The following is a 14,203-nucleotide window of genomic DNA, read 5'->3' on the forward strand; positions in this document are numbered from 1 at the left end:
GAATATTAAGGTTCAACCCCTCGCCCTTTGGGCACTCCCCTTCTGCGAGGGGAGAGTCGCAAAGCGAAGGCAGATGCCGTTTGATCCGTCAGGCACTCTTCCCTTTTGATAAAGGGAAGTACCCGAAGGGGGAAGGGTTAGAATGATAGTATATATTTTTTGTCATGTACTAAACACCTTTGTCACTTTTTTGCAGCAGCCTGTTGTTTCGGTTTTTACAGTCAGGCTTCTAAGTCCGCGAAGCGGTATAATATGGATAACCACGGGGAAAGCCCGTGGCAAAAGCTGAAAGGAAGAGACCGTCTCCGCAGGAGGCGAACGGGGTTGGTTTTCGCTATTTGCCTCCTACGGAGACATGTTTTTCTGTCAGTTCCTGCCACGGGTTTTACCCGTGGTTATCCATGTTCAGTCCCTTCGGGACAGGTTGTTTATTGGAGGTGGCTGTCACTTTTTTGCAGTAGCCTGTTGTTTTTTCGTAGAAAATTGTCTTATATAAAGAGCTCTTTGATATAATCGGAGGAAAAAAGGTAACAGGAAAAAGTAATGAAAAAAGTGTAACTTTTGTCACTTTTTAGAATAAATCAGGGTAATCCGCATCAAAATTCATAAAGTTGTTTTCGGGCTCGTGTAAGGGCATATTGCAATACATCCCTGCACACTTCCGATAAAGGTTGAACAATTTCATCGTTTACCCTGACTTTAACCTGAAACGTTTTGGTTTTATATTTACAGAGGTTATATTTGTATACAAATAACTAAAATCGAATATCATGAGAATCGGAATTGATCTGGGTGGCACAAATGTACGAATGGGTATAGTGGATAATGGCAAGATTGTAAAGAAAATAGCGGAACGCTGCAAAGCCGACCAGCCCGAAGAAATTGTTATAAACCAGTTGAAAGACATGCTACACCAGATAATGGTTCCTGAAATAGAAAGTATAGGGATCGGTGTTCCGTCGGTAGTTGATGCTGAAAAAGGTATTGTCTACAATGTAATGAACATACCTTCGTGGAAAGAGGTGCATCTGAAAGAAATCCTTGAGCAGGAGTTCAAAATTCCGGTTTATGTAAATAATGACTGTAACTGCTTTGCGCTTGGCGAGTATCATTTTGGAGAAGGTGCGGGACAAAAAGACCTTGTAGCGGTCGCTTTGGGCACAGGTGTCGGCTCCGGAATCATCATCGATGGCAAGTTATACAACGGCGGCAATACAGGCGCGGGAGAAATAGGTTGCATTCCTTATTTCGACTATGATTATGAGGCATATTGCAGCAGTTCTTACTTTACCCGCGTTCATGGTATGACCGGAAAGGAAGCCTTTGAAAAGGCACAGGAAGGTGAAGACATGGAGGCTATTATTCTTTGGAACCAATTTGGACATCATGTAGGCGACCTGATGAAAGTGATTCTATTCGCCTACGACCCGCGGGTAATCATTATAGGCGGAAGCATAGCTAATGCTTATGAATACTTTGCTCCGGCAATGATGGAAAGCCTCGATGATTTTCCATATCCTGAAACAGTAAAGAAACTGAAGGTATATACTTCGAAAGTGGAAGATGTAGCTATTTTAGGAGCGTCTACCTTGGGTAGTTGATAATGGACAATTGACAGTGGGTAATTATTCATTATCCATTGTCAATTGTCCACTATCAACTAAAAACTATCTCTCCCACTGCTGTAGCTCAGCTACAGCAAGTTGGTAGTCCCTTTCTGTTTCCAGATACTTATCCATTGTTTCATAATATACGGATAGTTCCAGCAGATAATTGATGAGGGAGAGTTGGCCTTTATCCAGCGCTTTCTTCAAGAGTTCCTGATTGCTTGTTACACTCAGGGCTTCCTGATATTCTTTCAGCAACAGCGATAGTTTCTTTGCTTTATCGTACTGGTTCTTGAGAGAATTTCGGAATTGCAGTTTTGAGTCATCGTGTTGCATCTGCAATGCTACAGTCTGCGCTTTCTGGTGTTTGACTGTATTCTTCCCTTCCCACAATGGGATGGATACCCCCACCGAAATACCCTGGAATGTCTCTCCGGAAGTACGTTCGCTGGTATATCCGGCTGTTATCTTGGGAAGGTTGAGCGCACGGGTCAGTTGCTCTTGCTTTTTGCTCAGGGCAATCTCCTGTTCGGAAACCTGAAGCGAAGGATTGTTATCCTTTATCTGCTCGAACCACTCGATAAAGTTCAGTGGAAAAACAAATGAAGGGTAGCTATCAACGATGGAAGACAATTCCTGTCCACCGTTTAGCCGTTGCAGTTCCGACTTTGACAGGTTCATATCCACTTCGTTTATCTGCAAAGCTTTTTCGGCGCTCAACAGGTTCAGTTTGGTCTTGTTGCGTTCCAGAATGTCTATGTTTCCCTGATCGAAACTTTTCTGGTAAGCCTCGGATAATGTTCTGGCTTGTACGAGCCTCTGCGACAATTCTTTATGCATTCTCCACTGGTAGACCAATTGGATATACAATAGTCTGGCTTCATGGATAATTTCCATACATTGCTGATTATAAGCCATATCTACCTGTACGTTCTTTCCTTCTGCCAGTTGGTTCTTGTATCGGTAGGCGGTAGGGAAGTCGAATGACTGTGTTACATTCAGGTCTATCTTATGACCTATGCCGGAAGGGCTTCCCCACAGGTAGCCGAACTCTACTTCGGGATTGGCCATATTTATACCTGTTTTGTTGCCTATCTTGTCGGCATTGGCCTTTTCCCTGTAGGCTTTCAGGGTTGTATTATTGGCTTCTATTTCTCTTAGTACAGAGTCAAACGAGTGTTGCGCCTGTACATTTATAGCCAGAGCCAATAAAAGGATATATAGTATTCGTTTCATAATTATTTATATATTGTTTCTTTGTCATGTTGAGTGTAACGAAACATCTCTTGTCACACGAGATTTTTCACTACGTTCAAAATGACAAAAGAGAGTATTCATTATATTCAGAAGGAAAAAAATCATTTTACAATCTCCTCTGTCACAGCAGGTTCCCTTTTCTTCAACATCCTGTATATTATCGGTACAATGTACATATTCAGCAATGTAGAAGTAAGTAGCCCACCCAGAATAACCTTCGCCATAGGGCTTTGTATCTCATTTCCGGGAAGGTCTCCCTGTATAGCCAGGGGAATCAATGCCAGCCCGGAAGACAGAGCTGTCATCAATATAGGATTCAGCCGGTCTAATGAGCCTTGAAGGATACTCTTGTTCACCGAATAGCCCCTATGTCCCAGGTCATTGTAATGAGCCATCAGCAGGATACCATTCCGTGTGGCAATACCAAACAGGGCAATGAACCCGATGATGGCAGGGATACTGATTTCCCCGGATGTAAACAGGATGGCGTACACACCACCAATTAACGCCAGAGGAAGATTCAGTAGGATAACGGCCGACTGTGTCACACTTCTGAACTGATTGAATAACAACAGGAATATAATCAGGATAGCAAATACAGAAGCTATCATAATGGTGCGTGATGCAGCCTGCTCGCTTTCAAACTGTCCGCCATATTCGATATGATATCCTTCCGGCAATTGAATATTCTCATCCACACTTTTACGGATGTCGGTTACCACACTGCGCAAGTCCCTGCCGGCAACATTTGCCGATACTACAATCTTACGCTGGGCATTTTCCCGGTTTACCGTATTGGGACCTGTTGAAGACGTGATATCTGCCACATAGGCAAAGGGTACTTTCAGTCCATTGGCATCTATCATCAGGTTCCTGATTTTTTCGGCCTGGTCTTTATAGCTATCGTCTACTTTCAGGGTCAGGTCGAAACTTTTTCCGGCATCATACACCTGAGAGACAACTTCACCCGAAAGCATAGTGGTTACAAAGTCTGAAAATTCAGGTAAGGTAATACCATATTTAGCCAGTAATTCCCGCTTAGGAACAATCTTTAACTGAGGGCGTTCCACTTGTTGTTCCACATTCAGGTCGGCAACGCCTTCTACATTGTCTATCTTCGATTTAATGTCATTTCCTAACGAATACAGTTTATTCAAATCGGGGCCAAACAACTTAATGGCAATATTGGCTTTAGTACCCGAAAGCATATGGTCTATACGGTGCGAAATGGGCTGGCCTATTTCTACACTGATACCGGGTATGGCATTCAGCTTCTCCCTAAGCTCGGTTAGCATATCCTCCTGAGAACGGTCTTTCAGCATAAAGGGTGCCTCTATCTCAGAAGTATTCACTCCGAAGGAATGTTCATCAAGCTCTGCCCGCCCGGTTTTTCTTCCCACAGTCTGTATTTCAGGTACACTTAGGATTGCCTTTTCGGCCATAGCACCTACTTTATCCGATTCCTCCAGCGAAATTCCCGGAAGCGTATTGATGGTTATAGTAAAGGAACCTTCATTGAAAGGAGGCAGGAAATTACGCCCGAAAGTGAAGAAGATAATAACGGCTGATAATAAAAGTAGCCCTGTTACCCCCAGAACAATCTTTTGCTTCTCCAATGCCCAGTGCAGGCTTTTCTCATATATGGTTTTCAGCTTTACAACAAAGACCGGCTCTTTTTCCTCCTTGTCTTTCTTATTCTTGCCCAAGAGGTAGCTGCAAAGCACAGGGGTTACGGTCAGTGCTACCACTGTAGAGGCAAACAATGCCACAATGAAAGCAATACCCAGCGGAACAAGCATACGTCCTTCCATGCCGCTCAGGAAGAATAAAGGGATAAAGCTGGTAACGATAATTAAGGTCGAATTCAGTATAGGCATCCGCACTTCTTTAGAAGCCTCGAATACGACAGTGAGTACACTTTTTTGCTCTTCTTTAGGCTTTTGTCTATTTTCACGCAGGTGCTTAAATACGTTTTCCACATCTATAATGGCATCATCCACCAACGAACCTATCGCAATGGCCATTCCTCCCAGACTCATTGTATTGATGGTAAGCCCCATCAGTTTGAGGGCAAGGATAGAAGTAAGCAGAGACAGAGGCAGAGCCAATAAAGATATAAATGTAGTGCGCCCATTCATCAAGAATAGGAAGAGGATGATAACTACAAAAATAGCTCCTTCGTACAACGACTTCTGTACATTGTTAATAGAGTTGTTGATAAACCGTTCCTGACGGAAAATGTCGGTAGTTACTTTTATGTCAGAGGGAAGGCTTTTCTGCAAATCCGCAATGGATGCGTCCAGTTTATCAGTCAGTTCAATAGTATTCGTATTGGGCTGTTTGGTAACAGTCAGCAAAACGGCAGGCTTAGTCCTTTCGGATGCAACCCCTAAGACAGGTGTTTTAGCTCCTATCCTGATATCGGCAATATCACTAACCAGAATAGGGCTTTCACCGACTTTCTTTATTACTGCCTTACCTATTTCGTTTACATCCGTACTTTGCAGAACACCTCTGACGATGTACTCATTCCCATATTCGTATAAGATACCTCCCGAAGCATTCTGGTTCATATTGCGGGTTACCTGTAATACCTCATCGAGGCTGACTCCATAATGTTTCATCCTGCCCGGGTCAAGCAATATCTGATATTCCTTGATATCACCACCGATAACGGTGACCTGTGCCACACCACCTGTAGAAAGCAGGCGAGGACGAATTGTCCAGTCTGCAATTGTACGCAGGTCTAATAATGAGGTAGAATCAGATGTAAGCCCAATAATCATTATCTCTCCTAAGATAGAAGATTGAGGCCCTAAAGTAGGTTGCCCGATGTTTCCGGGAAGGGCATCGCCCAAGGTAGCCAGTTTTTCGGTGACTATCTGACGGGCTTTATAGATGTCTGTCCCCCAGTCAAATTCGACCCATACAACCGAAAAGCCTGTGGTAGACGATGAACGTACACGGCGAACGTCTGTTGCACCATTCACCGCCGTTTCGATAGGGAAAGACACAAGCCGTTCCACTTCTTCCGGTGCCATACCGTTAGCCTCTGTCATGATAACAACGGTAGGGGCATTCAGGTCGGGAAAGACATCTATCTCCATATTCTTGGCTGTATACAGACCTCCGATAAGAAGAAGTACAGCGCCAATCAGAACAACCAAGCGGTTATTCAGTGAAAATTGTATTATTTTATTCAGCATAACTATTCCCTCCCTTAATGTTCATGAGCATGAGGAATAGATGCAGAGGTTGAAGCCAACTTGACATGGTAAGCACCTTTGCTTACAACCTTATCTCCCTTTTTCAGCCCCGAAAGAATCTCTATATTACTGCCATCGCTCGTGCCGGGACTTACTTCCTGCTTTTTATAAGCATCTTCGTGAACCTGCAGATAGACAAAATAAAGACCCTGCTCTTCCACAAGAGACGATACCGGAATAGATATCACATTATTACGTGATTGGCCTAACAGATATATTTCGACATAAGAGCCTGATATAACCTGTCCTATATTGTCAAACTCAAAGTTTACAGGCACATAGTATTCCTGATTACTGGACGATTTACCATAGGATACAAGCCTGCCATTCAAGTTGGCAAGTGTATACACAGTCTTATCATAAGGGGTTTTGAAGTTAGCTGATGTAATGCTCCCCAAATCTTTGTAATAACGCTCTGAGACATCTGCCCGAAGTTGCAATTTACGGTTTTGGGTAACTGTCATCAGGGCTTGACCTACTTCCACATATTGCCCTTCGTTTACCAGCTTTGTTTTTATAAATCCGCTTATCGGGGTAGAGATACCCACACCTCTGGCTGTAGAACGTTGTGCTACTGCCTGATAAGCAACCCTCGCGTTTTCATAATTCAGCTTAATCTCATTATATTCCTTTTCGGCAATAAGCTTATCTCCGATTAATGATTCGGCACGCTGAAATTCACGCTGGGCAATATCGTAGGTCGATTTAGCCTTAATGGCAGGGTCGCCATCTACAATATTTCTGGACGAAATGCTAAGGAGAGACTCACCGCCCCTCACTGCTAAGCCTTCATTTAATGATGGCTTATTGAAGGATACGATGCCACTTGATGTAGCCGAAATAGTTACTTCATCTCCTTGTGCGGATAATATCTGCCCACTGGTCTTTATCACCTGATGGAATGTTGAAGGCTGAACTACTGTTATTTCCAAACCTGCTGATTTTGCCTGTTCGGGAGAAAAGGTGATTTCATCTCCATGCGCTTCCTCTGTCGGAGAATGTCCGGCTTCACCTTCATTATGGTCGTGGCCGCATGCTTCTCCGGGTGCATGGTTATGCTCTGCTTCATGCTTATGGTCGTGGTCGCATGTTTCTCCGTCGGCATGATTATGTGTGTGTTCTTCGTGTGAATGGTCATGCCCGGCATGCGACTCTTGGTCGTGGTTATGTACATGATTGTCTGCCTTTTGAGCGGAATTACATCCCCACAGTATCGCTAGCAGACAAGCGATATAGATTATATATTGTTTCATTATTTCTTATTTTAGTTACGAGTTACAAGTGAGTTCTTTTAGCAGATTGTTGGCAAAAAGCTGTTAGCTAATGCCCTTACTGCTAACTGTTGGCTGTTAACTGTTAACTGAAATAAGGAGGTGCTCGCAAGCTTTTTACGGAGCCTACGAAAGGTGGAGTATAGTTTTCTAAATAAGGTTTTTGCCGGAGCCGTTCCCCGAATTGTGGAGCCTCTAAATAAAATTCGTTTAGAGAATATAAAGTATAGGCTAATAAAAGGCAGTTTGCACAAGGCAATATATCTTCATGTGTATTTTCTTGTTGGCAGAGTACGATTTCTTTCAAGTCGCAATCCTCAGTGTTGGAATGATGATGACCCTCTTTGCCATGCTCGCAACAACAACCCACATCTTCGTGATGTTCGGAGCAATGATGCTGATGAGTCAATTCTTCAAGAGAGAAACAGACAATCCCATCATGATGAGAATGAGGCAAAACAGAATGTGCCAATAAGAAGATATTGGCAATGATTAATAGTGTCAAAGTAATTATCTGTTTCAGTCTCATTTTGCAAAGATATAAAACATAGGTAAAACGGATCAAGCTTTTTGAATAAATCTTGACTTTTTGATATTAGATTAAGAGCCTGTTTAAAATTTTAGCGAAAATTTTTATTACAGGTTCGGGTCAATAGTTCTTAGCAATTTTTTTATGCTCTTTTTACCGTATTTTTGGCTCCGCCGATTTTCAATTCCCTTTTTACTCTTGGTTTAGCCCGCTAATTAGCTCCGCTGACCGTTGGTTCGGCTAGCAAAAATGATAAAATACATCTAAAAATAGCTATAAAAAAGATTTGCTATAAAATGTAAACAGACTCTAAACATTTTTTATAAAACAGGAGGATACAGAAGCTAATATATGTTAACTTTGCATCCGTATTACTACAGAATAAACACTTTGCAATATGAAATTTTCTTTCCTGTACTTATTATTAATAGCGACATCGCTATTTATGGCGCAATCATGTGTCGACAAAGATTACGACTGGGATAATCTGGATAAAGACGGCGTCATCAGTATTCCTCCCGTTCCTCTGGGAAACATCGACACGATATATATAAAAGGCCTGCCACAAGGCGATAACCCGTGGAATATTCCTATACCGGATGGTTCTATCGTCAAAAGCGATACGATCAAGGGATTGTTTGACGGAGATGCCGTAAAGAACTTCTTCTTTGAGGGAGCAGGTAACGTAGAAATATCGTCTAAGATAGATCTCGATCTGGAAATTAAAGGTGTAACCATCGAAATATACCTGAATATAATAGACAGCGATGGCAAGAGAAACACAGATGTGGTAATCCCCAACCAAAGCCTAACAACGACCAAAAACCAGCAATTTTCAATAAAGATCGGCAGTGAATATATGTCGTATATGCAAAATGCGCGGGACTTGTTGCTTACCATAGCGATCCGAGCCGATAACGCTACAATATGGCTGGGAGAAGACGATTACATTTACCTCAGGGAGGCAATTATCAAGACCGGAGGATTCCACTATGAACTATAAACAACTACAAATGAAACTTATCAATACACGTCACTTACTTTTGTTTATTATTAGCCTTGGCTTTGTAAACACCGGATTTTCGCAGGTGGTAAGATCCGATTATTTTATGAGCACATCTTTTCTTCGGAGCAGTATGAATCCTGCGCTACGCCCCGATCAGGGATACCTTGTCGTACCTGTTTTGCCCAGTGTAGGAGCCAATGTCCAGAGTAACAGTTTCAATCTGGACAACCTTACATTCGGGGGAGAAAACGGCAAACGCGTCACTTTTATGCATCAGAGTGTAGATGCCAACCGTTTCTTATCCAACTTATCAGAGGATAATTATGCCGGAGCCGACGTCAATATCAAACTTCTTGCCGTGGGGTTTTACAGAGGCGACGCCTTCTGGACTTTCGATTTAGGAGTAAGGTCTCATGCCGATGTGAACATCCCCAAGGGCTTTTTCGGATTATTGAAGAAAGGGTTTGACCAGGATAACCAAACCAGATATAACTTATCAAATTTGAGCGCGACAGGCTATGCCTTTATCGAATTGGGAGCATCTTATTCCCGCCCGTTTGTCGACAACAACCTGATGCTGGGTGCGCGTGTAAAAGTCTTGGGCGGGCTTGCCGACTTTGATTTCGATGCTCAGAACCTGGCTATAGACGCCGGCCCTGAATACTGGAGCGCAACATCAAAAGCGACATTAAGAGGCTCTGCGCCCGGTGTACGGCCTAAATATGACAGCAAGGACAATCTGGACGGATTCGATTTCGACAGTGGTTTCAATATTCCGGGATTCGGTCTGGGATTGGATCTGGGCGCTGTTTATGATATGAAAGATGTACTCCCTGCATTGAATGGGTTAAAGGTATCTGCCGCGATAAACGACATCGGATTTATATCATGGTCGAAGGACAATTCCATTAACCTGCAATCGCCCGAAACGGAAGTCAGGATCACGCCTAACGATTATACCTATTTCAGCAAAAACGGCTCTTCCCTCAAAGATGTTTTCGAAGACGCCTTCGATGATATAAAGCAAGCTGTAAACCTGAAAGGGGAAACCAGAAAAAGCAGGGTTACAAAATTGAGGATGAATATAAATGTAGGGGCTGAATATGAGATATTACAGGATAAACTATCGGCGGGAGCCCTGTATCATCTCCGTTTCGGAAATTATTTCAACCTGTCGGAATTCACTCTGTCGCTCAACTACCGCCCTTGTCACTGGTTTGCTACAAGCGCAAGTTATTCATTTGTGCACAGTAAATTCGACACTTTCGGGCTGGCGATGCATCTGGCTCCATCAAAAGGGGTTACCTTCTTCCTTGCCAGCGATTATGCGATACCACATGTTTCATCCGAATTCCTGCCAACGACAAGTAAGGCTGTCAACCTCCAGTTCGGTTTCAGTATTCCGTTAGGAAGCAAGAGATATATGAAAAGAAATATTTGATATAAAAATAAAAAATGGCTGTCCGGTTGGACAGCCATTTTTCTTATAATAACTAAATATCAATCCTACTTCTTATTCACTCTGAAACGCTCGTTGCCATTCCGGATAAAATCCACGATCTGGTTAGCGGCAGCTATACCTGCGTTTGTATTAGCTTCGGCAGTCTGAGCACCCATCTTCTTCGGAGTAGAGAAATACCTTCCGGCAAACTTCTCAGCCATATCGGCATGATTGCCCGGCATAATATCCGTTACATATTTGAAGTCCTTGCGGTCTTCCATCAACTTCACCATTTCAGCCTCGTTTATTACTTCTTTGCGGGCTGTGTTGATAAGCAATGCATTTTTAGGCATCTTGCTCAACAAGGCATAATTGATTGAGTTCTTAGTTTCTGCCGTTGCCGGAATGTGCAATGAAACAAACTGGCAGGTAGCGTATAGGTCATCAGCCGAGTCTACGGCTTTTACGCCTTCTTCCTCTATAGCCTCCTTTGTCAGGAACGGGTCGTAAGCATACACCTCCATGCCAAAGCCTTTAGCTACGCGTGCCACATTACGCCCTACATTTCCATAAGCATGGATTCCCAGCTTCTTACCCAGAAGTTCAGTACCCGATGTTCCGTTATAGAAGTTACGCACGGCATATACAGCCAGCCCCAGAGCCAGTTCAGCTACGGCGTTCGCATTCTGTCCCGGAGTATTCATCACACAGATATTGTTTGCCGTTGCGGCATCGAGGTCGATATTATCAAAACCCGCGCCTGCACGCACAACTATCTTCATATCCTTTGCGGCATCCAATACCTCCTTGTCGAAAATATCGCTGCGGATAATAGCCGCCTCTACATGAGCCACAGCATCCAGCAATTGCTTTTTCTCTGTATATTTTTCAAGTAAGACCAACTCAAAGCCCGCTTTTTCTATTACATTCCTGATTCCGCTTACAGCTTCGGCTGCAAATGGTTTATCTGTTGCTATTAGTACTTTCATTTATTTAGAGCCCCTCCTTGCCTCCCCAAAGGGGAGGTACCAGAGAGTATATTTTTTAGATTAATAATTTTACTTGGTTGATCAAAGTCCCCCTTCGGGGGATTTTAGGGGCTTATTTCCCCACTTTATTTTCAAATTCCTTCATCGCGTCTACCAGCGCCTGTACACCTTCTATAGGCATAGCATTGTAGATAGAAGCACGGAAACCACCTACCGAACGGTGTCCTTTCAGTTCGTAAAGTCCTCTTTCCTTTGCAAATTCAAGGAAGGCGGCTTCGTTGCCTTCATATTCCGAAGAAAGTACAAAGCACACATTCATTATAGAGCGGTCTTCCACCTGACATGTACCTTTAAACACAGGGTTACGGTCTATTTCGTTGTACAACAGAGCCGCTTTTTCTTTATTGCGCTTGTACATGGCAGTTACACCACCATTCGCTTTCAGCCACCTTAAAGTCTGCATTGCGGCATAAACGGGTACTACAGGAGGCGTATTGAACATAGAACCGTTTTCGATATGCGTACGGTAATCCAACATACTAGGTATAGGACGGTTTACCTTACCAAGAATTTCATCTTTCACGATAACGAAAGTTACCCCTGCCGGAGCCAGATTCTTCTGTGCACCTCCGTATATCAAACCATAGTTGGATACGTCTACCGGACGGGAGAAAATATCGGACGACATATCTGCAACCAATGTTACAGGAGAATTAATATCGGTATGCAATTCTGTACCGAAAATCGTATTATTGGTAGTGATATGGAAATAATCGGCATCAGTCGGAATAGTATAATCCTTAGGTATATATGTGAAATTAGCAGCTTTAGACGATGCTACTTCAATTACTTCGCCAAACAATTTAGCTTCTTTCTGTGCCTTGCTTGCCCATGTCCCTGTATTCAGGTAAGCGGCCTTCTTCTCCAATAAGTTGAATGGAACCATACAGAATTGCAGGCTGGCACCCCCACCAAGGAAAAGTACCGAATAACCCGATGGAATATCCAATAATTCTTTAAATAAATCAATCGCCTCGTCCATCACAGCCTGAAAGTCTTTGCTCCTGTGGCTTACTTCCATCAAAGAAAAAGAGGAACCGTTAAAGTCCAAAATTGCTTTTGAAGTTTCCTCTATTGTTTGCTGAGGTAAGATTGACGGCCCTGCACTAAAATTATATTTCTTCATTTTTGATATAAATTAGGGAATTAAGAACTCTTCTTTTATACGTTTTAGGACCCCAAAATTAGTAATTATATATTAAAAATAAGTACTTTAGATAGACTTTTATTAACTAAAGTTTAAATATCTTGTCAAAATGCTCTTTACTCTTATATTTTCTGGATTTTTTATTTATTATTACGCTTATCTCTATTGTTTTTATATATTTGCATATAACAAAAAGTAAGATGTAAAAAATAGATATGAGATACAAGATACAGTTTATTTATTAACTCGTTTACACCAACTTGTCAACTCAAAACATACTTAACCTTATAAACCCAATATTAAAACACCATGGCCCGAATAAAACCATTCAAAGGAATCAGACCACCTAAAAGCATTGTAGAGGTAGTAGTTTCACGACCATACGATGTATTAAGTTCGCTAGAAGCCCGTTTGGAAGCCGAAGGAAACGAGAAGTCGCTTTACCGTATCATAAAACCCGAAATCGATTTTGAAGAAATAATAGACGAACATCATCCCGAAGTATATGAGCGCGCCGTACAGAACTTTAATAAGTTTCAGGAAAAAGGATGGCTGGTACAAGATCCGGAAGAATACTATTATATATATGCCCAGACGATGAACGGGAAAACCCAGTACGGGCTGGTAGTATGTTCGCATGTGGAAGATTATATGACGGACAGAATAAAGAAACATGAACTGACACGCCGTGACAAGGAAGAAGACCGGATGAAGCATGTACGCATCAACAACGCGAATATAGAACCTGTATTCTTCGCCCATCCCGACAATAAGGAACTGGACGGTATCATTACGCGGATAATAGCCACTCCCGCCGAATATGACTTTGAGGCTACAGATGGAGTCGGACATCATTTCTGGATAATAAGCGATAAAGAGGACATAAAAAAGATAACTGAGATATTCGCGGCGATTCCAAACCTGTATATAGCAGACGGGCATCACCGTTCGGCGGCAGCAGCACTTGTGGGCGCGGAAAAAGCAAAGCAGAATCCAAACCACAGAGGCGATGAGGAATACAATTTCTTTATGGCAGTATGCTTTCCTGACAGCCAGCTCAATATCATCGACTACAACCGTCTGGTAAAAGACCTGAACGGACTGAGCACAGCTGAATTCCTGAAAAAACTGGAAGCACATTTTACCATAGAAGAAAAAGGTTCGGACATCGCACCTCCTACCGGATTGCATAACTTTTCCATCTATGTGGAAGGAAAATGCTACAGCCTGACGGCAAAAGAAGGGACTTATGACGATAATGACCCTATCGGCGTGCTGGACGTGACTATTTCTTCAACATATATACTTGACGAGGTTCTGGGTATAAAAGACCTGCGTTCTGATAAACGGATAGATTTTGTAGGAGGTATCAGGGGTTTGGACGAATTGAAAAAACGGGTGGATAGCGGTGAAATGAAGCTGGCTCTGGCCTTGTATCCGGTGACAATGAAACAATTGATGGATATAGCCGATTCGGGAAATATTATGCCGCCAAAGACAACCTGGTTCGAGCCGAAATTGCGTTCGGGACTGGTAATACATAAGCTGGAATAATAAAATAAAAGAGGGTGTGTCATAAGTATTTTTCCATATCTTTTTGTCATGTTGAACGGAGTGAAACATCCCGTAT

The 14,203-nt window shown here is 42.7% G+C and carries 10 protein-coding genes; 4 read left to right on the plus strand and 6 right to left on the minus strand.

From position 1 onward, the window contains the following. Positions 1-770 precede the first annotated feature (770 nt). The gene (locus tag D0T84_RS03725) at positions 771-1,601 is read left to right on the plus strand and encodes an ROK family protein (protein ID WP_163306167.1); all 831 of its coding nucleotides are present in this window, start codon (positions 771-773) and stop codon (positions 1,599-1,601) included. Positions 1,602-1,667: 66 nt separating this feature from the next. Here the strand turns inward: D0T84_RS03725 and D0T84_RS03730 are convergent, their stop codons facing one another. The 4 genes from D0T84_RS03730 to D0T84_RS03745 form a co-directional block, all read right to left on the minus strand. Further along, a complete protein-coding gene (locus D0T84_RS03730) occupies positions 1,668-2,843 on the minus strand; it encodes a TolC family protein (RefSeq protein ID WP_163306169.1) in 1,176 nt (391 codons plus the stop codon). A gap of 122 nt (positions 2,844-2,965) precedes the next feature. Next, the gene (locus D0T84_RS03735) at positions 2,966-6,070 is read right to left on the minus strand and encodes an efflux RND transporter permease subunit (RefSeq protein ID WP_163306170.1); all 3,105 of its coding nucleotides are present in this window, start codon (positions 6,068-6,070) and stop codon (positions 2,966-2,968) included. Positions 6,071-6,084: 14 nt separating this feature from the next. Then, a complete protein-coding gene (locus D0T84_RS03740; RefSeq protein WP_163306172.1) occupies positions 6,085-7,383 on the minus strand; it encodes an efflux RND transporter periplasmic adaptor subunit in 1,299 nt (432 codons plus the stop codon). Between the two features lie 103 nt (positions 7,384-7,486). Further along, the gene (locus D0T84_RS03745) at positions 7,487-7,930 is read right to left on the minus strand and encodes a hypothetical protein (protein ID WP_163306174.1); all 444 of its coding nucleotides are present in this window, start codon (positions 7,928-7,930) and stop codon (positions 7,487-7,489) included. 397 nt (positions 7,931-8,327) lie between these two features. On the opposite strand from D0T84_RS03745, the gene D0T84_RS03750 reads away from it, so the two are divergent. Together D0T84_RS03750 and D0T84_RS03755 are read left to right on the plus strand one after the other, a co-directional pair. Further along, on the plus strand, positions 8,328-8,933 hold the full coding sequence (locus D0T84_RS03750) for a hypothetical protein (protein ID WP_163306176.1): 606 nt from the start codon (positions 8,328-8,330) through the stop codon (positions 8,931-8,933). A gap of 10 nt (positions 8,934-8,943) precedes the next feature. Then, positions 8,944-10,377 (plus strand): DUF5723 family protein, encoded by a 1,434-nt coding sequence (locus tag D0T84_RS03755; RefSeq protein ID WP_163306178.1) that lies wholly within the window; start codon positions 8,944-8,946, stop codon positions 10,375-10,377. A gap of 65 nt (positions 10,378-10,442) precedes the next feature. Here the strand turns inward: D0T84_RS03755 and D0T84_RS03760 are convergent, their stop codons facing one another. Continuing rightward, positions 10,443-11,366 carry an NAD(P)-dependent oxidoreductase gene (locus D0T84_RS03760; protein ID WP_163306179.1) on the minus strand — a complete coding sequence of 308 codons (924 nt, stop codon included), beginning with the start codon at positions 11,364-11,366 and terminating at the stop codon, positions 10,443-10,445. 112 nt (positions 11,367-11,478) lie between these two features. Beyond that, positions 11,479-12,552, minus strand: a complete 1,074-nt coding sequence (gene serC / locus D0T84_RS03765; RefSeq protein WP_163306181.1) for a 3-phosphoserine/phosphohydroxythreonine transaminase — start codon at positions 12,550-12,552, stop codon at positions 11,479-11,481. Between the two features lie 330 nt (positions 12,553-12,882). On the opposite strand from serC, the gene D0T84_RS03770 reads away from it, so the two are divergent. Continuing rightward, entirely contained in the window at positions 12,883-14,127 is a 1,245-nt protein-coding gene (locus tag D0T84_RS03770) for a DUF1015 domain-containing protein (RefSeq protein WP_163306183.1), read from the plus strand. Positions 14,128-14,203 lie beyond the last annotated feature (76 nt).

It is taken from the genome of Dysgonomonas sp. 521 (assembly GCF_010501055.1).
In the GTDB taxonomy this organism is placed as follows: domain Bacteria; phylum Bacteroidota; class Bacteroidia; order Bacteroidales; family Dysgonomonadaceae; genus Dysgonomonas.